Annotated in this window: 23 protein-coding genes, 1 pseudogene and 1 riboswitch; of the genes and pseudogenes, 6 read left to right on the top strand and 18 right to left on the bottom strand. The window is 44.7% G+C overall.

Annotation, left to right across the window (positions count from 1 at the left end; all coding sequences use genetic code 11):
• Positions 1–230: 230 nt before the first annotated feature.
• From BMZ22_RS14175 to BMZ22_RS14165, 3 genes are all read left to right on the top strand, one after another.
• A complete protein-coding gene (locus BMZ22_RS14175; RefSeq protein WP_090086781.1) occupies positions 231–587 on the top strand; it encodes a DUF1428 family protein in 357 nt (118 codons plus the stop codon).
• Positions 588–811: 224 nt separating this feature from the next.
• Complete coding sequence (locus BMZ22_RS14170) at positions 812–1,972, top strand: CaiB/BaiF CoA transferase family protein (RefSeq protein ID WP_090086779.1); 1,161 nt, start codon at positions 812–814, stop codon at positions 1,970–1,972.
• An 11-nt stretch (positions 1,973–1,983) separates the two neighbouring features.
• On the top strand, positions 1,984–3,186 hold the full coding sequence (locus BMZ22_RS14165) for an acyl-CoA dehydrogenase family protein (RefSeq protein WP_090086778.1): 1,203 nt from the start codon (positions 1,984–1,986) through the stop codon (positions 3,184–3,186).
• A gap of 160 nt (positions 3,187–3,346) precedes the next feature.
• Here the strand turns inward: BMZ22_RS14165 and BMZ22_RS14160 are convergent, their stop codons facing one another.
• From BMZ22_RS14160 to BMZ22_RS14135, 6 genes are all read right to left on the bottom strand, one after another.
• Positions 3,347–3,664, bottom strand: a complete 318-nt coding sequence (locus tag BMZ22_RS14160; protein WP_090086776.1) for a DUF3870 domain-containing protein — start codon at positions 3,662–3,664, stop codon at positions 3,347–3,349.
• A gap of 19 nt (positions 3,665–3,683) precedes the next feature.
• Entirely contained in the window at positions 3,684–4,424 is a 741-nt protein-coding gene (locus BMZ22_RS14155; protein ID WP_090086774.1) for an IclR family transcriptional regulator, read from the bottom strand.
• A gap of 84 nt (positions 4,425–4,508) precedes the next feature.
• Complete coding sequence (locus BMZ22_RS14150; RefSeq protein ID WP_281242093.1) at positions 4,509–5,705, bottom strand: saccharopine dehydrogenase family protein; 1,197 nt, start codon at positions 5,703–5,705, stop codon at positions 4,509–4,511.
• Positions 5,706–5,788: 83 nt separating this feature from the next.
• Positions 5,789–7,285 carry an aldehyde dehydrogenase family protein gene (locus tag BMZ22_RS14145; RefSeq protein ID WP_090086769.1) on the bottom strand — a complete coding sequence of 499 codons (1,497 nt, stop codon included), beginning with the start codon at positions 7,283–7,285 and terminating at the stop codon, positions 5,789–5,791.
• Between the two features lie 25 nt (positions 7,286–7,310).
• A complete protein-coding gene (locus BMZ22_RS14140; RefSeq protein WP_090086767.1) occupies positions 7,311–8,984 on the bottom strand; it encodes a thiamine pyrophosphate-dependent enzyme in 1,674 nt (557 codons plus the stop codon).
• Complete coding sequence (locus tag BMZ22_RS14135; protein WP_090086765.1) at positions 8,985–10,163, bottom strand: LL-diaminopimelate aminotransferase; 1,179 nt, start codon at positions 10,161–10,163, stop codon at positions 8,985–8,987.
• A gap of 406 nt (positions 10,164–10,569) precedes the next feature.
• On the opposite strand from BMZ22_RS14135, the gene kynB reads away from it, so the two are divergent.
• The 3 genes from kynB (at position 10,570) to BMZ22_RS14115 (ending at position 14,167) form a co-directional block, all read left to right on the top strand.
• A complete protein-coding gene (kynB, locus tag BMZ22_RS14125; RefSeq protein ID WP_090086761.1) occupies positions 10,570–11,202 on the top strand; it encodes an arylformamidase in 633 nt (210 codons plus the stop codon).
• Between the two features lie 182 nt (positions 11,203–11,384).
• Positions 11,385–12,719: a sodium-dependent transporter gene (locus BMZ22_RS14120; protein WP_090086759.1), complete on the top strand. Its 1,335-nt coding sequence runs from the start codon at positions 11,385–11,387 to the stop codon at positions 12,717–12,719.
• Between the two features lie 104 nt (positions 12,720–12,823).
• Positions 12,824–14,167: a CoA-disulfide reductase gene (locus BMZ22_RS14115; RefSeq protein ID WP_090086757.1), complete on the top strand. Its 1,344-nt coding sequence runs from the start codon at positions 12,824–12,826 to the stop codon at positions 14,165–14,167.
• A 141-nt stretch (positions 14,168–14,308) separates the two neighbouring features.
• Here the strand turns inward: BMZ22_RS14115 and BMZ22_RS14110 are convergent, their stop codons facing one another.
• The 12 genes and pseudogenes from BMZ22_RS14110 to BMZ22_RS17000 all read right to left on the bottom strand — a co-directional run bounded on the left by BMZ22_RS14110 (position 14,309) and on the right by BMZ22_RS17000 (position 24,711).
• Complete coding sequence (locus tag BMZ22_RS14110) at positions 14,309–14,980, bottom strand: hypothetical protein (protein WP_090086755.1); 672 nt, start codon at positions 14,978–14,980, stop codon at positions 14,309–14,311.
• Between the two features lie 139 nt (positions 14,981–15,119).
• On the bottom strand, positions 15,120–16,994 hold the full coding sequence (locus BMZ22_RS14105; protein ID WP_090086753.1) for an ABC-F family ATP-binding cassette domain-containing protein: 1,875 nt from the start codon (positions 16,992–16,994) through the stop codon (positions 15,120–15,122).
• Between the two features lie 5 nt (positions 16,995–16,999).
• The gene (locus BMZ22_RS14100; RefSeq protein WP_245745444.1) at positions 17,000–17,215 is read right to left on the bottom strand and encodes a hypothetical protein; all 216 of its coding nucleotides are present in this window, start codon (positions 17,213–17,215) and stop codon (positions 17,000–17,002) included.
• Between the two features lie 426 nt (positions 17,216–17,641).
• Entirely contained in the window at positions 17,642–18,118 is a 477-nt protein-coding gene (ribH, locus tag BMZ22_RS14095; protein ID WP_090086751.1) for a 6,7-dimethyl-8-ribityllumazine synthase, read from the bottom strand.
• Between the two features lie 17 nt (positions 18,119–18,135).
• On the bottom strand, positions 18,136–19,329 hold the full coding sequence (locus BMZ22_RS14090; protein WP_090086747.1) for a bifunctional 3,4-dihydroxy-2-butanone-4-phosphate synthase/GTP cyclohydrolase II: 1,194 nt from the start codon (positions 19,327–19,329) through the stop codon (positions 18,136–18,138).
• Positions 19,310–19,948, bottom strand: a complete 639-nt coding sequence (gene ribE / locus BMZ22_RS14085; protein WP_090086744.1) for a riboflavin synthase — start codon at positions 19,946–19,948, stop codon at positions 19,310–19,312. Before ribE ends, BMZ22_RS14090 begins: the two co-directional genes overlap by 20 nt.
• Positions 19,929–21,038, bottom strand: a complete 1,110-nt coding sequence (ribD, locus tag BMZ22_RS14080; protein ID WP_090086742.1) for a bifunctional diaminohydroxyphosphoribosylaminopyrimidine deaminase/5-amino-6-(5-phosphoribosylamino)uracil reductase RibD — start codon at positions 21,036–21,038, stop codon at positions 19,929–19,931. Before ribD ends, ribE begins: the two co-directional genes overlap by 20 nt.
• A gap of 188 nt (positions 21,039–21,226) precedes the next feature.
• A riboswitch (FMN riboswitch) is annotated at positions 21,227–21,372 on the bottom strand.
• Positions 21,373–21,432: 60 nt separating this feature from the next.
• Positions 21,433–22,530 (bottom strand): sensor histidine kinase, encoded by a 1,098-nt coding sequence (locus BMZ22_RS14075; protein WP_245745453.1) that lies wholly within the window; start codon positions 22,528–22,530, stop codon positions 21,433–21,435.
• Complete coding sequence (locus tag BMZ22_RS14070) at positions 22,523–23,206, bottom strand: response regulator transcription factor (RefSeq protein ID WP_090086738.1); 684 nt, start codon at positions 23,204–23,206, stop codon at positions 22,523–22,525. The genes BMZ22_RS14075 and BMZ22_RS14070 overlap by 8 nt, the downstream gene beginning before the upstream one ends.
• A 39-nt stretch (positions 23,207–23,245) precedes the next feature.
• On the bottom strand, positions 23,246–23,872 hold the full coding sequence (locus tag BMZ22_RS14065; RefSeq protein ID WP_090086736.1) for a redoxin domain-containing protein: 627 nt from the start codon (positions 23,870–23,872) through the stop codon (positions 23,246–23,248).
• A 69-nt stretch (positions 23,873–23,941) separates the two neighbouring features.
• Positions 23,942–24,064: pseudogene (locus BMZ22_RS14060) on the bottom strand (cytochrome c biogenesis protein CcdA); the annotation flags it as partial.
• Positions 24,061–24,711: a hypothetical protein gene (locus tag BMZ22_RS17000; RefSeq protein ID WP_177183456.1), complete on the bottom strand. Its 651-nt coding sequence runs from the start codon at positions 24,709–24,711 to the stop codon at positions 24,061–24,063. The pseudogene BMZ22_RS14060 and the gene BMZ22_RS17000, both read right to left, overlap by 4 nt.
• Positions 24,712–24,725: the final 14 nt, after the last annotated feature.

Below are 24,725 nucleotides of genomic sequence, written 5' to 3'. Positions count from 1 at the left end.
GCGCTCCGGCACATATTTTTGTTCTCCCGCCCATATTCCCGCGCTCCGGCACATATTTTCGTTCCCCCGCCCATGTTTCTGTCTTTTCCGGGAGTAATATCACAAGGTACGCGGTAGATCGTGGGTTTTGTGTCGAAAATGTAACTATTTTAGTTAACAGCTAAAAAAATTGCCTTCCGTAAAAAGGATTTTTACTTTTTTTATGGAATTATTGATGGAGGGGTGGTCATATGTATACACTTATTTATCTATATCGGGTTAAGCATGAAAATGTCCAAACGTTTATCGACATGAATCACCAGGCTGGCGAAATTTATATGTCACATGGCTCCCTGGAAGAGAAAACCTATCAGGCTGACAGTCTGATTGGCCATCATGACTATAAAGGATTGACCGATATCATTTCAAAAGACGATAATGAAGCTATTTTCCTGGGGCAGTCGGTGTACCGGAATAAATCGCACTACCACGATGTAATGAATCAAGTTAGTGATCGATCGGATATCCGGCTGATTCGTGATCAACTGGCCGATACGACTGACCAATCAAAGGTAATCGCTGCAACTTTTACAACGGATCACTACTAAACGGTTTACATATTTTTCAGAATACTATATACTATTATTAATCATGCTAAAGCGTTTTCCACGCTCAAATCCATGATGCTTATTAACAAACAATCAAAAAACTGCCTAATCTGTTAACAGTTCAACACCAGTTCTGATTCAACAGACAAAAGCCAGTTCAAATTGACGCGCAGAATCCTGTGGTCTTTTTGGAGTGGTTTATTTTTTATGAAAGGAGTGAGGAAATGACCGGAGCACTTGAGAATATAAAAATCCTTGACTTATCCCGTGTGCTGGCAGGTCCATATTGCACGATGATTCTCGGAGATCTCGGTGCAGACGTTATTAAAGTCGAAGCACCCGGCGGCAGCGACGAAACACGGAAATGGGGACCGCCCTTTCAAAATGGCGTAAGTGCCTATTATCTTTGCGCCAATCGGAACAAAAAAAGTATAACGCTTGATTTGAAATCCGAGGAAGGGATTAAGGCGATCAAGGAGCTTGTCCGTGGAAGTGATGTTGTCATCAACAACTTTAAAACCGGAACGATGGATCGGCTTGGTCTCGATTATGAAACGTTGGCAGACATCAACCCGGAACTTGTTTACTGCACCATCACAGGCTTTGGTGAAACTGGACCCTATAAAGATATGCCAGGCTATGACTTCATTATTCAGGCGATGAGCGGGTTAATGAGCATTACCGGTGACAGTGCGTCCGGACCGCAGAAAGTCGGAGTTGCCATTACCGATATTTTAACCGGTCTATACGCTTGCATCGGCATTCAGGGAGCGCTCTTGGAACGCACATACTCCGGCAAAGGGCAAAAGATTGACCTTTCACTGTATGATTCGGCTGTCAGTGCCCTTGTTAATATTGGAAGCAATTATTTGATGGCAGAGAAGAAACCAACCGCGCTGGGTAATCAGCATGCGAATATCGTTCCTTATCAAACATTCGACACCAAGGACGGTCAGATGGTGATAGCAGTAGGAAACGATCAGCAATTTCAGCGGCTGTGCACGATGTTGGGCAAACCGGAATATGGATCAGATAAACGCTTCACGACAAACCCGGACCGTGTTGAGAATCGCAGCGTATTAATTCCGCTGCTGCAGGAGGTGCTCTCAACTGAATCGACTGCTTTCTGGCAGGAGAAGCTTCAGAAAAACAGCATCCCGTGCGGCCCGATTCAATCTATTGATGAAGTTGTAAAAGACCCACAGCTGAAAGCGCGGGATATGTTTATCAACAGTGAACACCCGACAGCAGGCAGTATCCGGATGATCGGCAGTCCTTTGAAACTATCACGTACACCGGTGAACACACGCCGTCACCCGCCTGATGCCGGCGAACACACCGATTCGCTATTGGAACAATTAGGGATTTCCAAACAAAAACACTAGGAGATGATTCGATGGATTTTAATTTTTCAGAAGAACAAAATATGTTGCGCAGCACGGTCAGAAGCTTTGTCGACAACGAAATCATGCCTTATATTGCCGAATGGGACCGAAAAGGCCAATTTGATCCTGCCATTATGCAACGGCTTGCTGACCTTGGTTTGATGGGTGTCTGCATCCCGGAGCGGTATGGCGGAAGCGGGATGGATTATAATTCATTGGCCATTGTTTGTGAGGAGCTTGAGCGCGGCGACACGGCATTTCGTACAGCTGTTTCCGTTCATACCGGGCTGAACAGCATGACACTTCTGCAGTGGGGGACGGAAGAACAAAAGCAGAAGTACCTCGTGCCACAGGCGAAGGGTGAAAAAGTCGGTGCTTACGGTCTGACAGAGCCTGGTGCCGGTTCGGATGTTGCCTCGCTTCAATCCACTGCAGTCAAGGATGGCGATTATTATATTTTAAATGGCTCTAAAGCTTGGATTTCACTTTGCGATACAGCTGACCACTTTCTTGTATTTGCTTATACCGATAAAGCTAAACGTCACAAGGGGATTTCGGCTTTTATCGTTGAACGCGGCTGGGAAGGATTTGATTCCAAAGCAACGAAAGGAAAACTCGGCATCCGCTCAGGGAATACTGGTGAGATCTTTTTTGACCACGTGAAGGTGCCCAAAGAAAACCTGCTCGGTGAAGAAGGTGAAGGGTTTAAAATTGCCATGGCCGCGCTCGATAATGGCCGCTTTACGGTTGCTGCAGGTGCTGTCGGACAAATCCGCGCCTGCCTTGAAGCAAGTGTCCAATACGCAAATGAGCGCGAAACATTCGGCAAGCCCATTGGTCAGCATCAGCTTGTCCAGCAAATGATTGCCAAAATGAAGGCCGGTCTTGAAATGAGCAGCCTGCTCGTATACCGTGCCGGCGAACTGAAAAACAGAGGAAAACGCAATACCGAAGAAACATCCATGGCCAAATGGCAGGCGTGCGATTTTGCCAACAAGGCTGCAGACGATGCTGTACAAATCCACGGTGCCTATGGCTACTCCGATGAATATCCGGTTGAGCGTTATTTGCGCAACTCGAAAGCCCCTGTTATATACGAAGGAACACGGGAAGTGCATACACTCATGCAGGCAGATTACGCACTGGGCTATCGTGAGGATAAACCATTAAACAAAATGCTTCCAGCATGGGAAGGCAATCAGGTACAGGTTTAAGTATTAAAAGGATAGCTGCATCCTGCCGGGGAATGCAGCTATCCTTTTTTGAGATTGAGGCTGTTGATTGTGACAGAATCGCTGTAGTTTTGTCCGGAGTCGCTATAGTTTAAAACGCAATCACTGTAGTCTGCGGGTGAATCGCTGTAGATCAGGATTGCTAGTCAAGACTTTCCCTATATTGCTCATACTGCCTGTACAAATCATACAACGCAGATAAAAGGGCATTGCCGGCCTTTCCGAGATAGTGTTCTTTCATCGCCTCAGCAGGTTCATCAACGCCATCCTGCAGACTATGACCTCTTAGCAGGTGGTGGATAAAGTCTCTGCCGTGCTCGGTCGCGAGTGTACAATTGGCGGTAATGATAACACCGTATTTCTTATCAATTTCAGCTGTAATTGTAAGTGTCTCATACATGCTCCTGGCAGCCATTCCGGATGGCAGCCTGGCGTGTCCTGCAATAAATATCGTATTCATTCGTATCAGCCCCTTCCAGCTAGTAAACAGATTCACGAAAGCCAAGTTTTTTGGATATTGTTTCAGCTGTTGATTTTGTTTTTTGCTTCAGCGCCTGCAGATTTTCACCTTCAAAATGGCTTGACAAACCGCTTACTGCCAATGCGGCAACCACTTGATTGCTGTAGTCATAAATAGGGAACGAAATGCCAGTTGTATCAGGATCCTGTTCCCCGATACTGAAGGCATAACTCGTTTCATAAATCGTTTGCAGTTCCCGGAGCCGTTTCTTTTTATTAGAGGTATCCTCCAAGATTGCTTCCTGACGACCCCGCGGCATGTGGGCCAGAAGCATCTTCGGTCCTGAACCCATATAAAGTGGAGAGCTTTTGCCGACTCTTGTATTCAGCGTTAAGGCTCGTGAACTGTCCACTTTTTCAATATAGACAGCTTCATCCTGATCCCGAATAACCAAATGAATAACCTCATTTATGTCGCGGGCAAGCTGCTGCATAAAAGGCAGCGCAATATGCCGGATTTCGAGCTGGTCAGAAACAATTTGACCAAGTTCCAGCAGTTTCAGCCCCAATTGATATTTGCTGTCATGTTCGTTTTCCTTAGTTTTGGTTAAAAGACCGCTCGATTCAAGTGATGATAAAAGCCTGTATGCTGTCGGCTTTGGAAGATTTGACTTATCGGCGATTTCCTTTAATGTCAATTCTGGTGTATCGGCTGAAAAATGGTCAAGTAATTTTAAAGCTTTAATGACACTTTGGTTCATGACGAAAACTCCTTGCTGTATTCATAATTAGAAACATTTACAAATTATAATTGGTTTTTTTAAAGCTTTCGTAAGATTAAATGATCAGCTTGTTACGTGTGTTTTCGCATCGCTGCCGGATTCGCAAATCTTTACGCCTCTTTTTGCCATTTTCTTGATATAGGCATCACCGGGAACAATTTGCTCGGGCGGATAAACTCCACGTTTGCTTATAGTACCGTCGGCAATCATCTGAGCCACGACTGATATCGTGTTCGCAGTCGCTTGGGCCATCGCTGTCACATTATGTTCGCGGTCTTTATACGTTGTCATTTCAAATTCATGGGCTTCGGTGTTGCCGGCCTTTTCACCCTTCACTTTTACTCTCAGCAATACCACGTCATCTTTCTCGCCCAAGTCAACGATTGGATCAAGCACCTTAAGCAATACTTCGCGCGGGTTAATTTCCTGACCATTCACATCAACTGAATAATCCATCCGCGTCAAATTCAAATCAACAAGAAGTTTGAATTTCTCTGCGTGACCAGGATAGCGAATTGTTTTATATTCCAGTGTTTTTAAATCAGGATACGAGAATGATAGTGTTGATGTCCCGCCGGAGGTATGAAACGCTTCAAGCGGTCCGAATTTCTCAAAATGAACACGTTCCACTTCTGATAACGATTCGATTTCTTGTTTTATACCATTACGTATAATCAGCGCCGGATCCGTATAATGGTCAAAAACACCTTCCATTGAAAAAACATGGTTATACTCAAATGGCGGCTCAGGGTTTACCGGAATTCCCCCTACATATAACTTAATTTCATCCAATTTATCAAGCTTGCTTGCCCCATAGCCTGATAGAATATTAATCATACCCGGAGCAACACCCAGATCCGGAATTAATGTCACGCCCGCTGTCCGGGCATCGTCATGCATTTCGAGCACTTTATCGGTTACATGGCCAATGTGCCCTCCCAAATCAACTGAATGAACGCCAGCTTTTATCGCCGTTTGGGCAACAATTTCGTTAAATGAATAAAATAATGCATTAATAACGACGTCAAACTGCTGCATGTAATTGCCAAGCTCCTCTTCGTCTTTGGCGTTGACCTGGTAAGCTGTTAATTTAGGTGAACCAAGCTGATTAACAACTTGTTCGGCCGCATCAATATTAATATCAGCCAACCCAACTGCTGTTACACCTTCGCTTTGTACTAAATCCCGTGCAGCTTCCTTTCCCATCAATCCGGAACCAAGCACACCTATCTTCACACGCATCCACTCCCTGCCTGTAATCTTTTTTGCGTTTAGGGGGACTGTCCCCGCATTTTCAGAGAGAGTCCTCTCCCTTTGTCATATCCGGCACTTTAAAAAAGAGCTTACTCCGTATCAATCTGTGCACGTTGAAGCTTGCCGCTGTAATCGATATAGACAGCTTTCCACTCCGTAAATACATCAAGTGCCTGAACGCCTGAGTCGCGGTGACCATTGCCTGTGCCTTTTGTACCGCCAAACGGAAGGTGTATTTCTGCTCCTGTGGTTCCTGCATTAACATAAACGATTCCTGTATCAAGGTCACGCTGGGCCTGGAAAACCCTGTTGGCATCGGTTGTAAAAATCGAGCTCGACAGTCCGTATTTCACGCCATTGTTCACTTCGATTGCTTCTTCAAAACTTTTTACCGGAATTAATGAAATTACCGGACCGAAGATTTCTTCCTGCGATATGCGCATATCCGCTGTACAGTCCGTGAACAAGGTTGGTGCGAAATAATGGCCAGCCGCATAGTTATCATTATCTAGCACATAGCCGCCAGCCATTAATTTGGCGCCTTCTTCTTTGCCGATTTGTATATACTTTTCAATTTTTTCAAGCCCGGCTTTATTAATAATTGGTCCTACTTTATTTGATTCATCGAGGCCATCACCGATTGTCAGTTTCTCAATTTGAGCAAGCAGCCGCTCCTCTACCTTTTCCTTCACATTTTCGTGGACGATGACACGGCTTGCTGCAGTGCATCGCTGACCGCTTGTTCCGTATGCACTCCAGATAATACCCTCTACTGCCAGATCAAGATCAGCATCATCCATAACGGTAATGGCGTTCTTGCCGCCCATCTCCAACGAAACTTTCTTCAATTGTTTGCCGCACTCACTCGCAATATGGCGGCCGGTTTCATTGGACCCTGTAAAGGAAATGACCCGAATATCATCATGATGCACCATCGCATCGCCCACTTCAGATCCCTTGCCATATACAACGTTCAGCACACCTTTTGGAAGACCTGCTTCTTCCAAGATCTTTGCCAATTCAAATGCCATGATGGGTGTTTCGGTTGCCGGCTTCCAGATAACTGCATTCCCTGCAACGATTGCCGGAAACGACTTCCAGGTTGCGATTGCAATCGGAAAGTTCCACGGAGTGATGATACCGACAACACCAACAGGGGCACGCTGACTCATGGAAAATTTATTTGGCAGCTCTGCCGGTGTTGTATGACCGAATAGACGGCGCCCTTCACCGGCCATATAAAATGCCATGTCAATCCCTTCCTGGACCTCTCCGCGTGCTTCCTCAAGCACCTTGCCGTTTTCCATTGTCAAAAGCTTGGAAAGATGTTCTTTTCGCTCTTTCATCATTTGACCTGCTGTAAATAACACTTCAGCCCGCTGTGGTGCGGGTACCAGTGCCCATTCCTTTTGTGCTTTTTTTGCTGCCAGCACAGCTTTATTGACATCCTCACCTTTTGATAAGGGCACATCCACGATTGTTTCACCGTTTGCCGGGTTAACAACAGGGGCCGCTTCACGTGCTTCCAACCATTCACCGTCGATAAAATTTTGCAGCTTTTTCGTATTCAGCAGTGCTTCTCGCATGATAATACCTCCTATTATTGATAATCTATTCTTTATTTTCAGCACGATCACGGAGTTGTGAAATCGTGGAAGAAACGGAAATCTGTTCTTTCTCCGTCATAATTTCGATTACAGCCGGCGCGTTTTTCGACAATGCCTGTTTAAGTGCTTTCGCAAATTCATTTGGCGTATTGGTTAAATAACCGTCCGCTCCTACACTTTCAGCTACACCTTTGAAAGAGACCTTTCCCAAATCAGTGCCGATCACTTTTTCCGGATAGTTCATCTCCTGGTGCATCCGGATGGTTCCATACATTTGATTATTAAATACGATACTGATGACAGGAATCTGATACCTGACCGCCGTTTCGAGTTCCTGCATCGTCATCATGAAACCACCATCGCCTGCCAAAGCGATGACCGGTTTACCAGGTTCGGCACGCTTTGCTCCTATTGCTGATGGTAACCCGTACCCCATGGCACCGGAAGTGGGCCCTGTATACGTCTGTTTATTTTTGAACGGGTAATAAGCATGCAGCCAGCCGGCAAAATTTCCGGCGTCATTGGTCAAAAAAGCATCATCTGGCAAAATATCTTCCATCAGTGCCACTATATGCTTGTATATAGTGTCTTTATGCGATACATCGAGCGAGCTCACCTCTTCAAATGCACGCCTGCGTTCATCTGCCCACGTTTGCCAGCTGGTTTGAATGCCGATATCCGTTAATGCTTGCAATGCTTCACCGGCGTCCGCCACAATGCCGGCGTCGGGGGCGAACACTTTACCGATTGTTTCAAAACTGATATCAACGTGGATTAGTTTTTTCTCCGGTGTGATAATTTCGTAGTCTTGTGTGGTTACTTCCGAAAGGCGGGTGCCGATGGCAAGGATTGTATCTGCTTCCTCGACAGTTTTTAAAATCCTTGGGTTCGTCCCAAGACCTAAATGGCCGGCATAGAGCGGGTGATGATTCGGAAAAACGTCCTGTCTGCGAAACGCCGCCACAACAGGCAAATGATACGCTTCTGCAAATGTGATCAATTTTTCTTCTGCACCGGCACTTTTTACCCCTCCGCCGGCAATAATAAGCGGCTTTTTAGCTGCAGAAAGCAATTGCTTGATATGGTTAATCTCCTCTTTGGCCGGGACTGGCTGAGGGAGGACAGTCGCCGGACTAAACACCATTTCGGCTTTTCGGGGCAATATATCTTCAGGCAGGGACACTACAACAGGCCCCGGTCTTCCGGTTTTCGCAATTCGGAAAGCACGCTGTGTGATCTCAGCTATCCGAGCAGCATCCTTCACTTCAACAGCCCATTTGGCAATATGTCCGAAATACTGATCAAGATCAATCTCCTGGAACCCTTCCCTGCCCCGGTTCTTACTGTGCACCTGCCCCAAAAATACAACCATCGGCGTCGAGTCCTGGTAGGCGGTGTGAACACCTATAGAAAGATTGGAGGCGCCAACGCCCCTTGTTGCCATTACGATTCCGGGCTTTAATGCTCTTTTCGCATAGCCTTCTGCCATAAACGCTGCACCACTTTCATGACGAGCGGCTATCAGGTTAATACTTTCTTCATCATACAGTGCATCAAGCAATGGCAAATAACTTTCACCGGGAACACAGAAGCACTCACGGACACCTTCAATTTTCATACACTCAACGATCGCCTGTCCGCCTGTCACGGTTTTACGCGTTCGGACACCTGTCTCCATTTAATGTATCACCTCATTTAAATTCAACTGTTCTATTCGGCTGATGACTTCTTTCAATCGCTCCACCGTAACGGTGAGCGCCACCCTGAAATAACCTTCGCCTTTCGAGCCGAACGCATTTCCGGGAGTAACAATAACACCCGCTTCGTCAAGTAATTTTTCGGCAAATGACATAGATGTATAACCTTGCGGAACTTTCGCCCAGAGAAAGATTGTTCCATTCGGTTTATCTGCCTGAATACCCAGCCTGTGTAACGCCGCATACATCGTTTCCATTCGTTTTTCATAGATTTTTTTATGGTTATCAACTGCTGAGAAGTCACTTTTTAAAGCAGTAGCAGCAGCTTTTTGAATAGGAAGAAACTGACTGGTGTCAATGTTGCTTTTAATGGTGGAAAGCGCCTTTATAACGTTCTTATTGCCAACCGCATAGCCGATGCGCCATCCGGCCATATTAAAATTCTTCGACAATGAGCCAAACTCCACCGCCCATTCTTTTGCTTCAGGCACTTGCATTACGCTGGGTGATTTGTACCCATTAAATGTAAGCAAGTCATAGGCCGCATCGTGCACCAGTAAAAGCTGATTTTTCCTGGCAAATGCAATCGCTTTCAAAAAAGTGTTGTAATCAGCAATGGCCGCGGTCGGGTTATTCGGGTAATTCAATAACATTAAGGCCGATCGATTAATAACGTTAGGATCGATATGGCTATATAACGGTTTATAGCCGTTCGCCTCATCGAGCGGTAATGTCTCACTTTCCAGGCCTGCTAAATGTACGGCTGTCCTGTATACCGGATAACCCGGGTCCGGCACCAGCACTATTTCTCCCGGATTGACAGTTGCCTGCATTAAATTAGCGATACCCTCCTTTGAACCGATCACAGCAAGTACTTCAGTCTCAGGATCCAATTCCACCTTGTAGTGGGTCTTGTAAAAGTGAGCGACTGCTTCTCTGAATTCCTTAGAACCGTTATAAACCGAATAGCCGTGATTGGCAGCAACCTGTGACTCTTTAATTAATCGGTTGATAACAAAATCAGGCGTCGGCAAATCCGGTGCCCCGATTCCCAAATCAATGACGTCCACACCCTTTGCCTGAAGCGCTGTTTTCTTTTGGTTTAATTCGGAAAATAAATAGGGCGGCAAATTACTGACTTTATCCGAGACAAATGACATGGCACACCTCCATTTCATTTAATGAAACAACATTTCAAATAAATATCTGTGTTAAGTGTAAACCATCGTCTGAAAAATTACAACAGTTTGTAAACGATCAATATAAAATAGCAGCTGACTTTGGCACAAAATCCATAACAACGACGTACTTTGCGATAATACGTTCAAAATATCAAACATGGGCGGAAAGCAGAAATATGTGCCGGAGAACAAATATATGGGCCGGAGAACAGAAATATGTGCCGGAGAACAAATATATGGGCCGGAGAACGGAAACATCAGCTCAAGATATGAAACATCTTCCCGAAAATCCCTTCTCGGTTTGTCAACATTCCATACAGTTCATTTCACTGTTATGATAAAGAAAGATCTAATTATACAAATACGAAAGGAGCATCATTGCCGGATGACAAAACCAAAATGGATTGATATATCACAGCCGCTGACAAATGACATGGCCCACTTTCCTGGTGATATGCCGTTTGACTATTCATTCACGCATACAAAAAAACAAACCGGCTTGGTCAATGTTGGGCAAATTGCCGGCAGCGTCCACACCGGCACCCATATAGACGCGCCATTCCACTACGACAGCAACGGCAAAACAGTTGATCAACTGGACTTAAACCTGTATATCGGTGAAGCCATTGTGCTTGATGTCAGCCACACTGAGAAAATTACCGCCGAAACGCTTCAGGCGTTTAATCTACATGGTGTGACACGTGTTCTGCTGCATACATCGCTGCCCAATAATCCGGAACGGTTTCCCGAACAAATGCCGGAGCTGGACACAAGTATTGCAGAATTCTTACATGAAAACGGGGTCAAACTGCTCGGTGTTGATATGCCTTCTGTTGACCCGCCGGAGAGTCAAGATTTAGCGACACACCAAGCGCTTTACCGGCACGATATTTTTATTCTGGAAAACCTGATGCTTGATCATATTACGCCCGGCCGCTATGAACTCATTGCGCTGCCGCTTGCCATCAGTGGCGCTGATGGCAGCCCGGTCCGTGCCGTACTGCGCCAAGCTGGCTAAAAAGCAGCAGCGGATATTATTGCCCTAAACGAGAGGTTCTGCGTTGACTTCTGCTCCCCGATACCCAGGGATTTTTGACAGAAGTTTCGCCGGCCGGCTTACCTTGATGCGTATGTATTTGTGGCCGGCGGCTGACATGGTATATAATATTGGTTACATTTTAAATTGGAAAGGAACTAACTATGAGCGATCATTGGTCATCACGAATTGGATTTATTTTATCATCGGCAGGTGCGGCAATCGGCCTCGGAGCTATATGGAAGTTCCCTTATATGACAGGGATGAACGGGGGCGGCGCTTTTTTCCTGCTTTTTATCGCATTTACGTTAATCATCGGGCTACCCCTGTTAATTACTGAATTTATCATTGGACGCGGTGCCCAGAAAGAAGCTGTCAGTGCATTTCAAAAACTTGCGCCCGGCAGCAGCTGGCGGGTCATCGGTTATTGGGGTGTCGCCGGTTCATTTATACTTTTGTCATTTTACAGTGTTGTCGGCGGCTGGGTGCTTATATACAGTGTCATGTCGTTGTTTGGCTCCGTCATATCCGAGGGGGCCAACTATGAACAACTATTCGGAATGATAACCGGGAATCCGCTTATAGCCATTTCCGGTCATGCTTTATTTTTAATTATCGCTGTCATTATTGTTTCATTTGGTATTAAAGCGGGCATTGAAAAAGCCAGTAAAGTGATGATGCCTTTATTATTTATCTTTTTCATTATACTGGTTATCCGGTCGATTACATTTGAAGGTGCAGCAGAAGGCCTCAGGTTCTTTCTGCAGCCGGATTTTTCAAAAATTACGGCAGAAGGCATTTTATATGCGCTCGGTCAGTCATTTTTCGCATTGGCGGTCGGTTTTTCCGTCATGGTGACATACAGCTCCTACCTCGGTAAAGACGTGAGTCTTCCGTTTTCAGCTGCATCAGTGTCCATCATGAACATCTTTGTTTCACTTTTAGCCGGGCTCGCCATATTTCCGGTGGTCTTTTCATTTGGGCTGGAGCCGACAGAGGGCCCAGGGCTATTATTCATGGTCCTGCCGGCCGCTTTCGCGCAAATGCCCCTCGGTGAATTGTTTCTGACACTGTTTCTGTTATTGTTTTTGTTTGCTATTTTCACATCTGCATTCAGCATGCTTGAGATTATGACAGCTGCGGTCACTGCACGCAAAAACATATCACGCGTAAAAGTTACATGGATATCAGGGGTAATTGTCTTTATCGCAGGCATTCCCGCTGCTCTTTCTTCAAGTGTTTTGGCAGACTTTCAAATCTTTGGAAAAACGGTCTTTGACGCCAGTGACTTTCTTGTAAGCAATATCATGCTCCCGGCCGGATGCCTCATGATGGCATTATTTATTGGTATCAGAATGGACAAAGCACTGATGAAGCAGGAATTTTCCTATGCCAACAATCTGTCCCACAGTGCATACCAGCTTTGGTTTCAAATTATGCGCTGGCTCGTGCCGGTTACGATCGTTATTGTGTTTTTAAATTCACTGGGAATTCTTTAATGCCAGGGAGTCTGCACGGCAGGCTTCCTCAACCCAGTCCAGATAGACTCTAGGATTAAAATAATAGTAACAGGGAATTTATAATGAAAGGGAGGTATACACATATGGGACAAAAAATCATCATCGTTGGCGGAGTCGCGGGCGGTGCCAACATTGCCACCCAAGTACGGCGGAATGATCAGAATTCTGACATCACGTTGTTTGATAAAGACGAGCACATTGCATTCTCTACCTGTGGCATGCCATATTATATTGGCGGCGAAGTCGAAAAACGAAAACAATTGCTTGTGAATAGTGATAAATTCGCCGACAAATACAATATTAACCTTCAAACAAATTCAGAAGTGACCGCTATCGACCGTGAAAATAAACAGGTGACATACAGGGACGCTTCAGGGGAACACAACGCACCTTATGACAAACTTGTACTCGCCCCTGGCGCCTCTGCCGTCAAACCTGACATTGATGGTTATAATGAGGAACGCATATTCACACTCCACACGATTCCGGACATGGATGCGATTCAGAATTTTATCCAGACACATCAGCCTCAGACGTGCGCTATTGTCGGTGCTGGTTTCGTCGGACTGGAGATGGTGGAAAATTTAAAGGCATTGGGTATTGACTGTACAATTGTTGACCGCTCTGAACAAGTCATGAAACTGGTGGATAAAGACATGGCAGAAATGATTGAACACCATATTACATCAAAAGGGGTTCATCTGCTCTTAAATGAAGAGCTTAACTCGTTTTCCAATAATGGCACGACCCTGAACTTAGGTAGTGGCAAAAGCTTGCAGGCTGACATGACCATCATGGCTGCCGGAATCCGGCCGAATAAAAAGCTGGCTGAATCAAGCGCGTTAGAATTAGGTGAGACCGGCGCCATTAAAGTGAATAATTATATGCAAACGAACGATCCGGATATTTACGCCATAGGCGATGTTATTGAAACAAACGACTACCTGACCGGGATACCAAGACACGTTGCACTGGCAGGACCTGCTCACCGACAGGCAATCATTGCAGCCAGCCATATTCAAGGGAAACCAATTGAATATTCCGGCGTTCAAGGGACTTCAATTTTTAAAGTTTTCGATTTAACAGTTGGCTCTGCAGGCTTAAACACTGCGGTATTGGATCAGTTGGATTACGATATCAAAACAGTGACGCACGAAGCGCTCTCACATGCCGGCTATTATCCCGGCGCTGAGAAAATTTGCATCAAAATTCTGTTCGATGCAAAATCCGGGCTCATTTACGGGGCTCAAGTGATTGGGAGAGAAGGTGCCGATAAACGATTGGCTGTCCTGGCGACAGCTATGAAAGGAAAAATGTCCGTGCGGATGCTTCCTGAATTAGAACTGGGCTACGCACCGCCATATTCATCACCGAAAGATCCTGTCAATGTCATAGGCTATAAAGCAATCAGCAAACTGAACGCCTAATTAACAAACCTCGGCACTCCCTCCTTTTCTTACAGGTGTGCCGAGGCTTTTTTATATCCAACACAAAAGAAGCACCTCCCGCTGAATAGTGCTCCCTTTTCTATGTTATTCATTAACAATTCTATAAAACGCAATAAACGCTTAAAATCCTTCTTCAAATCGATAAATTAACCTGTATTTTTCATCATCCATTAAATCATTAAGATCAACTGTCACATTATGACCCAAATAGACTTCATGCTCGTTAATTGCTACAACCATCGCTTTTGTATCATTTTGTATATCGAAATAAATATCACCGACAACAGGCTTTTCGAAGTTTTCATTTTGGGTGATGATTCCCGCTGATTCATCTTCTTCCAGCTGCGCTTCTGACACAAGCTGCTTATCATAATAGGCTATATCTTCGCTGCCTTCTTGTTTTCCCGGAACCATGACAACATATTCACTGTGTTTAACACCATTATCACGCGTCGTAACAACATTTCCATCTTCAACATTGTCTACTTTTTCAATTTCGTTGAGCGAATAATGATCCAGAAAATCGGGCGCCGGTTTTATGATTAAGATAAAATCGCCTGGCTCAGGCTTTCTATTTTTATCAATCGTGTAACGCTTACCGTAAAAAATAAATGAATCGTTATGTTTTGGACGGCAGGGCTCAATATTGCCGGCACTCGTTATATCCTGCTGCATATCTTTCAAGCGATAGAGATGTACAGATTGCTTGAACATTGGTTTAACTGAATAAACTTTATGAAGTTCATTTTTGTAATAAACGAACTGTCCTTTTCTAACCTGGAATAATTTCATTCTAGTGCCTCCTCAAATTTTATACATTATATCATTCTTATTTTCCGTAATACCACATAAATTAAACATAAAATGGGATAAAATACAGTTTAATCATCAAAATAATGCATTTCAGTTGATTGCACAAACCATTCCACGATTATTGGTTCAGTTCTTCGGCCAAAATGGAAAGTTGTTCCCAGCGTTCCATTTTGGATTCCAGTTTTTCCTCTATCTTTTGCTGCTCATTAAAAAGTTCCTGGACTTTACCGGCGTCACTCCCCGCGCCGGCTATTTGCCCTTCAAGCTCTTCCAGCTTCGTTTCCAGCTCTGTTATATCATCTTCAATCGTTTCCCATTCAATTTTATCATGATAAGACATTTTCTTCTTTTGCACAGGTTTCTTTTGCGTTTTTCCAGTTGTTTTGGATGTCTGCTTTTCCTGATGCTTGTCACGCTCGAGCAATTCACTGTAATTGCCGTAAAAATGCTCAATGGGGCCGTTTTCTTTAAACACCAGCATATGATTAATAACGCGATCGAGGAAATACCTGTCGTGCGATACTGTAATAACAACGCCGGGGAAATGGTCCAAGTACTCTTCCAGCACCCCAAGCGTCTGTGTATCCAGGTCGTTGGTCGGCTCGTCCAGCAGCAGAACGTTTGGCTCTTGCATAAGAACTTTCAGCAAAAAGAGGCGTCTTCGCTCCCCGCCGGATAACTTGCGTATATAGTTCCACTGTTCTCGCCGGGAGAATAAAAACCGTTCCAGCATTTGTTCTGCTGTGATAACCCCTCCATTTTTTGTATGGACAACCTCAGCGGTCTCACGAATATATTCAATGATTCGTTTATCGCCATCCAGCTCTTCGTCACCTTGTGTATAATAGCCGATTTTAACCGTTTGACCTGTCTCAATTTCACCTTTGTCAGGTTCCGTTCTGCCTGCCATCATATCCAATAAAGTGGTTTTACCCGTGCCGTTCGGTCCAACAATACCAAGACGGTCACCTGGAACAACCATAAAGTCAAAATTTTTAATGAGTGTTCCTGATTCATAGCTTTTTTCAATGCCTTCCAGTTCCAGCACTTTGTTTCCCAGCCTGGTTGAACCCGCTTCAAACGAGACGTCCTGCGATTTCGTGTCAAATGTTTGCTTTTTCATTTCCTGCACCCGCTCGACACGTGCTTTTTGTTTCGTTCCTCTCGCTTTAGGACCGCTTTTCAGCCAGGCAAGTTCACGGCGCAGCGTATTTTGATGTTTCTCTTCATAACTTTTCTCTAATGCTTCCCGTTCGGCTTTTTTCTCCAGGAATAATTCATAATTACCTTCGTAAATATAAAGGTTACCTTTATCCAATTCATAAATCTTATTGGTGACTCGGTTCAAAAAGTAGCGGTCGTGCGTAACCAACAGTAAAGAGCCTTTATACGACGCCAAGTAGTTCTCCAGCCAGTCTACCGTTTCGTTATCAAGATGGTTGGTCGGCTCATCAAGAATTAATAGGTCGGCGGGCTGTATCAGCGCTTTTGCTATGGCAACGCGTTTTTTTTGGCCGCCTGACAGTTCGGCCACCTGTTTGTGATAGTCAGTAATTCCTAACTTCGTAAGAACCGTCTTGGCAGCTGTGTTAGCTTCCCATGCTTCCACTTGATCCATCTGCTGCTGCTTTTCCAGTAACCGTTCCTGGTTTTTCTCATTTTCCGGGTTATGCTGCATATCAAGCAGCACCTGTTCATATTCACGCATCACTTTCATCATGAGGGCTTCCCCATAATAAATCTGTTCAATTACAGTCAGTTCTTCTTCGAGTTGAGGTTCCTGGGCCAGATATTCGATTTGATAATTTTTGGGATGATCAATCGTACCTTTTTCCGCAGTGTCAATCCCTGCAAGCACCTTTAAAAACGTTGATTTCCCGGTGCCGTTAACACCAATCAACCCGATTCTGGCATTTGGTTTGATGATGCATGAAATATTATTCAGTAACGTTTTGTCACCGTATGATTTATATAAATTTTCGACTGTGAGCATATTAATTACCTTCCTATTGTTGAATCATCATCATTTTTATGATTTTTAATCAGCTGTTTTATTAAAATGACAATTAAAAATAACAGCCATGACGTGACAGCATAAAAGATTAATTTACTGATTTGATCCATTTCCTGAAAAAAGAATGCCATCCCGATCCAGATAACACCCAAACCGAGTATTTGATAAACAAAAAATTTAATGATGATCCCCCCAGACATAAAGTGAAACTTCATTCAGCGGAATGCCTTTTCCCGCTGAATGTTAGTTGAACAGAATCGGACATTTAGGGACAGTTAGCCGGCGTACTTTGACGGCTTATTGTCCTTTACATGTGGGATAAAGTGAATCTTCAATCAGTGAAGTGGTTTTCTTCACTGATTAAGTGGAACAAAGGCTAAGCTCGCCACGTCCTGTGGCAACGCCTTTGTGACCCGCGTCCTGCGGGCCCGAACAGAATCGGACATTTAGGGACAGTTAGCTGCCGTTCTTCGGCAGGTTACTGTCCCTTACATGCGGGATAAAAGTATAAAACTCTCTATCCCCAGTTTATCGTATTGAAGGCTTCATTGCCATTATGAAAAATCTGCAATGAAAGCTGGTATGTCTGAAGTTAAAAGGTAAAAATCATGCCTGGGATTTCAGTCTTAATCCAATTCTTTCATGACATTTACGGTTTCAATAACTGCAGCAGCTGCTTCTGCTCCTTTATTGCCCGCTTTTGTTCCCGCTCGTTCAATCGCCTGTTCAATCGTTTCGGTCGTAAGCACTCCGAAAATAACCGGTTTTCCGGAACGTGATGCGGCATTGGAGATACCCTTCGCCGCTTCACTGCAGACATAGTCAAAATGTGGTGTCGAACCACGGATAACCGCACCAAGTGTCACCACGCCATCATATTCATCCTTGACCGCCATTTTTTCGGCAACTACCGGGATCTCAAAGGCACCGGGCACCCAGGCAATATCAATGTTTTCTTCTTTGACACCCTGCCGTTTTAAGGAAGAGGATGCGCCTTCCAGCAACTTGCTTGTAATGAAATCATTAAACCGCGCTACAACAATACCAATCTTCAGGTCCGATCCGACAAGACTTCCTTCAAATGTTTTACCCAAAACGTTCATCTCCTTTTTTCATCAATTTAAATACTGAATAAGTGTCCCATTTTATGATATTTCGCTTGCATGTAACGTTGATTTTCGTCTGTTTTTCCCGTCTCAATCGGCACACGGGAACTAATTTCAATACCGTGAAACTTAAGCCCGCGTGTTTTTTCCGGATTATTCGTCATAAGATTCACTTTTTCGGCTCCTATATCCTTTAAAATCTGTGCACTGAGGTGATATTCACGCATATCCGGCGAAAATCCCAGCTGTTCATTTGCTTCTACCGTATCCATACCGGAATCCTGCAGTTCATAGGCACGGAGTTTGTTTATCAGCCCGATGCCACGCCCCTCCTGACGCATGTATACTAACACACCGGCACCTGCTTCATTAATTTTATTTAAAGCCTCCTGCAGCTGCGGTCCGCAATCACAGCGATGGGAACCAAACACATCACCGGTAAGACATTCGGAATGCACTCTGGCCAACACATTGTCTTGCTCATGAATGTCGCCTTTTACGAGCGCAACATGTTCCTTGTCATCCAAATCATTCGTATAACCATACACGGTAAATGTGCCAAAGTCGGTTGGCAACGTTGTTTCCACAACTCTGCTGATATGCCATTCCTGCTGCTTGCGGTATGCAACCAGATCTGCTATCGATATCAGTTTCAAGCCAAACGTGTCAGCCATTTTACGTAAATCCGGCACCCGCGCCATTGTGCCATCATCCTTAATAACTTCACAAATAACACCTGATGGGGAGGCGCCGCACAACTTTGCGAGATCGGCTGAAGCTTCGGTATGACCCTGCCGCGTCAAAACGCCGCCTTCTTTAGCAATCAACGGAAAAACATGGCCAGGCTGCTTAAAATCTTCCGCTTTAACTTCGGGATCGACTAACGCCCGGATTGTTTTCGACCGGTCACCCGCACTAATGCCTGTCGTTGTCTCCTGATGATCGATGCTGACAGTGAATGCCGTTTCATACGGGTCACTGCTCTGACTCGCCATCATCGGCAGTTTAAGTTTTTCGGCTAAGTGTGGTGTGATGGATGTGCAGACAAGCCCTTTTCCGTGCGTAATCATAAAATTAATCATTTCAGGTGTCGCATATTCTGACAGTGCCACCAGATCGCCTTCATTTTCCCGGTCCTCATCATCAACCACAATTACCGGCTTGCCAGCTTTCAAATCATCTATCGCTTCATTGATTGTATGAAACACGTTGTCCACTTCCTTCGTTTTTTATATGGTGGTGATTGAGCATGTTTTTTACATATTTAGCGAGCATGTCACATTCAATATTTACGATATCGTTCGTGCTTTTCTCGCCCAATACGGTTTCTGATACTGTATGGGGGATAAGTGAGATCGTAAACGTGCTGTCGCTGAAGCCGAATACCGTCAGACTGACACCATCAACGGCGACAGAGCCTTTCATGATAAAATAGTCAGCCAGTTCGTCCGGTATTTTCACGTCATAATAAATCGCATTTTCCTGTTTTTCTTTACGTACAATCGTCCCAATCCCATCGACATGTCCGGAAACAAAATGACCGCCAAACCTGCCATCTGCAGGCATTGAGCGTTCAAGGTTCACATTGGACCCTTCTGCCAGTGACTTGAGCGACGTAGCGTTAATTGTTTCCGGCATGACATCGACCTGAAAGCTTGTCCCCGTAAAAGCCGTTACGGTCAGGCAAATGCCATTCACCGAAATACTGTCACCGATGTTCATATCTGACAGAACGTTTGAGGATCCGATTGTCATTTGAATCGATTTTTCGGATACGTGATTGATTTGTTTAATGATGCCTTTTTCTTCAATAATCCCCGTAAACATCTGTATCACCCTTTCGTGGCTCCGCTGTGATTTTAATGTCCTCTCCGATCATTTCCACATTTGTGATGGTCAGAGGAAATGCTTCTGTCATATATTTAAATCCTGTGCCCGCAATGGATGAAGGCGCATCCTTTCCGCCAATTAATTTTGGCGCCATATAATGCACAAGCTGATTGATTGCCCCGCTTTCCAAAAACGAACCGTTCACCTCAGCTCCACCTTCAACGAATAATGACATAATTTTTCTGCTTCCCAAATAGTCAAGGACAGTCATTGGGTCGAGTGAATCAAGCGGGACAATGCTTACACCGCTTTTTTCCTTAAATGTTGCCATGTGCGCTTCGCTGACATGTTTTCCGGTGATAATCCATGTTTCAGCTTGCTTATCATTCACGACGTTAGCTTCCAAAGGTGTACGCAAATCACTGTCGAGAATGATTCGGAGCGGACTTTTACTGCCATGCGGCAGACGGGCAGTCAGGCTTGGGTTATCAGCAAAAACGGTGTTTACGCCCGCTAAAATTGCATCATGTGTGTGACGATACTGATGAACATCACGCCGTGCAACCTCACCGGTCACCCATTTGCTGTCACCCGTATATGTTGCAGTTTTTCCGTCCAGACTGACAGCCGACTTCATCGTGACATACGGCCTTTGGGTCCGAATATAGTGAAGAAAATATTTGTTCACCTTGGCTGCCTCGCTTTTCAGGACACCCAATTCAACATCAACGCCCGCCGCTTCTAACTTTTCAATCCCGCGCCCGGCGACTTTTTCATTTGGGTCCTTGATGGCAATGACCGCGCGTTTTAACCCCTTTTCAATAATTAAATCAGCACATGGCGGCGTTTTGCCATGATGACTGCAGGGTTCGAGCGTGACGTATATGGTGGCACCTTTTGTTTTCTCGCCGGCCATTTGAAGCGCATGTACTTCAGCATGTGGCTCCCCTGCCTTCAAATGAGCGCCAAATCCGAGGATTTCGCCATCCTTGACGACTACCGCACCCACCGGCGGATTGGGAGTCGTTTGTCCCGAAACTGAACCAGCCAAATTTAAGGCTATTTGCATATAATGTGCATCGTCCATTGCTGCATCCTCCTCACACGCAAGTATTTAACTGTGATAATACAATTCAGGCACTAAAAAAGCCCCTGAATTCACTTCAGAGGCATACGGACAGAATTTTAATCGCATCGTTTTGTATTGAGCGGATTAGATATACTACGGCAAAAACGCCAAATGTATACACTTAGCCCGACAAAAACGCTTCGAAAAAATTCCTTCTCCCATCCAGACTGTCACTGTCGGTTCCGGAGTTTCACCAGATCCACCGTTTGGCTTTATGCCGCACGGGTCACGGACTTTGAGACAATGTCTCATCACCGTCGGTCGGGGATTGCACCCTGCCCCGAAGGAATGTGTTATATTCAGTATTGAATTTTTTTATATTATATCACTGTTTGATGGGTTAATGCAAAGATTATTCCAAATCCTTATTCCTATCAAGCGGCAATTCAAACCAGAACATGTTTCGAGAGCCCTGAGACGACAGGCCGATTCTTCCGCCATGATTCACAACAATCTCCCGGGCTATTGAGAGTCCAAGGCCGCTCCCTCCGGTTAGTCTGTTTCTGGAATGATCCAATCGATAAAACCGCCTAAAAATATTTTCCACTTCCGCTTCAGGTATGGATTCACTTGGGCCGCTGACCGATATACGATAACATGATCCATACAATTCTCCTCGAATGTCTATTGCCCCGCTGCCAGTGTAATATTGTATGGCATTTTCCAATAAATTGCTGATTACCTGCTGAACGCCATCTATATGAATTGATATCTCAAACGTTTCGGCATCAACCGTTATTGGGATCGCTTCCTGCTCCAACCGCCAGCTGAACATATCTGTACACTGCTTGATAATTTCGGCCATATCAGCTGTTGTGTACTGTACATACGATCTGGAAGCGGCATGATCCCATTCCTTAAGCTGATCAAGTGCTTCCATCATGGACGTCAGCCGCCGGGATTCCCCGTGCAATGACGTGTACAATTCACGGCTTCCCTCAATATCCCCCCGTTCCAGTGCTTGAAGGTAGCCGTTTAAATTAGTCAGCGGCGTCCGCAATTCGTGTGATAAATCCGAAATAAGTTTATGGCGCTGCTGGTCATTTGCCTCCAGCTGATTTACCAGCGCATTAAAATGAGAAGCAAGTTGGCCTATCTCATCCTTTGTTGAAAGTTCGGCAACTTTGGGATACTCCCCTTTTTTCAGCTGTTTAAACGATATGATTAAACGACGTATTGGCTTAATTAATTTCCGCGTTAAATAAAAATGAAGCAAACTCCCGCCAACGATTGTTATAACTGAAAAAATCAGCAGATAATTAAACAGCAGCGAATTGAATTGTCTTTGCTGTGAATCATTTAAAGTTCCCATGGCATCTACTAAGAAACATGCTGTATTATAAACCGCAAGACTGCTGAGAATAATAGCTGATGCAAAAATAACGACATTCAAAAGTGACAGCCGACCCAGAAACCCATCCGGAATCAAGGATGTCATGCGTTTATACACTGACAAACTTATACCCCATTCCCCGGACAGTCTGGATGCGTTGTGGCTCAGAAGGGTTATCTTCAACTTTTTCCCGAAGCTTTTTTATATGCGCATCAATTGTCCGATCCAACACTGTATTATCTGCGTAGGGATAAAGCTGTTCAATCAATTGTTCACGCGTCAATACATTATTGGGATTTTGCATGAAATAATAGAGAAGATTAAATTCATGCTTTGTTAATTTAACCCGCTTGTCATAAAGAAGTACTTCGCCCTTACGGGGTTTGATACACAGGCCGTTATGCACGACCTTTTGGCAAAACTGCCCCGTGCGTCTCAGAACCGCCTCCACGTGTGCAATAAGTTCATCGGGCTCAAATGGTTTCGTGATATAATCATCCGCACCCATGCGCAGCCCGGCAATCTTATCTTCAATCCGGGCTTTAGCCGATAGCATTATAACAGAGACTTCATTCCGTTCCTGTTCACGAACCCAGTGACAAAATTCTTCACCGCTCATTTTCGGCAGCATTAAATCAAGGATGATAAGACAAGGATGATGGTTTAAAAATACATCCTGAGCTTCTTCACCATTACCTGCTTCAACAACGTCATAGTTATATTTTTCCAAATGCAAACGAATCAGACGACGTATCATCTGATCATCTTCCACCACGAGTATCGTTTGTTGCATATTCAACACCTCTGGCTCCATTGTACGATACAGGCGAACTTATTGCATCATTTCAAATTCCTGAACCATCATTTCATAGTTCATCGCACCCAGGGCTTTAAACTGGATACGTCCGTTTGAATCAATCATAAATGATGAGGGAATCGGCTGAATTTGATAGTCATTGGCAACTTGCGTGTTTTCGTCCATCAATATAGGAAACGTCAGCCCAAACTCATCTGTGAAGTCTGAGACACCTTCACGACTGCTTTCTGTTCCGGTAAGATTGATGGCAAGAATTTCGACATTCTTATTTTCATAAAATGATTGCATGTCCGGCATCTCAGCCCGGCATGGCGGACACCAGGTCGCCCAGAAGTTTACCATAACACGCTGCCCGCGGTAATCAGATAAAGCAACTTGCTCACCATTCAGTGTTTCCAACTGAAAATCCGGTGCTATATTGCCAACATCAAGACCAACACTGTCCGAATCAGGACTGTCCTCAGCACTCTCACTTGGTGTACCACCGCCTTCTTCTACTGAACCTTCCTCAACTGAAAACGAACTCTCTTCGGCTTTTTCTGCTTCATTTGCTGTCTCTTGATTATCTGAACTGCCAACAAGGTCATAGACCGACCATGCAAGCATACCTGTCAAGACAACAATTATGGCTATTTTTTTCAAATGCATTACCTCCTGTCATCCTAAATTGGAAAACCATGTCCCTTCAACTGCTTTTAACAGAAATGTTGACAGCGCATTCCCGGTTATGTAAGACAAATATGCCGGAAAAATCGGCAATGTACATGGGGAAAGGAAGGAAAGAACCCCGGCGCCCAATGCCAGACAAACCGTTAAATCTGCTGCTGCAGTCATGTTCGTCGTTCCTTTCTCTTATTGTTTATAATTGTGATGACACTTATGATGAATACAATCGCTAAAAACCACGTGGCCATCGTATAGCCATATAAAACCGTGAACGATAACGGGATGGCTATGAGGAGTTGACCCGCGCTCCATAACGCAAAAACGACCGCCATCAGCTTTTCTGCAGCAAGCCGCTCCTGCCAGATCAAATAGACAATAAGCAGTATAAAAAGTAAACTTAAATGCCCCCATGACAGCAGCTTGTCATTCACAATAATATCTAAAAATTCATATGTGAACGCCGAAGCCAGAAATACCGGCATAAGTGACATAAGCATCGTTTCTACTTTGGCTTTTTCTTTTTTTACCTTCCACGCCAGATTGGCCAAAAGGAGTAACAGCGCGAGGTAAAAAGCATTCGAATCACTTGGATAAGCCAGCACCGCAAGCGGGTCCGTTATAAATATATTCAAATTAAGCAAGATTTTCCCCGCCCATATAAACAGGACAAAATTAATGATAAGTGAAATACTTTCCTCTAATTGCTGTTTTTTCAACGCCTTCCCTGCCGGACTTGTGACGTAAAAAAAGATCAACCCGGCCACGATGCTTAAAACAATAACAGTAACCTTCATAAATACCCAAGCTGATGTCATGATATATCCTCCGT

The organism is Lentibacillus persicus, from assembly GCF_900112705.1.
GTDB classification, from domain to species: domain Bacteria; phylum Bacillota; class Bacilli; order Bacillales; family Amphibacillaceae; genus Lentibacillus; species Lentibacillus persicus.
The sequence above is the reverse complement of the archived record's forward strand: the minus strand, read 5'-3'. Positions and strand labels throughout refer to the sequence as shown.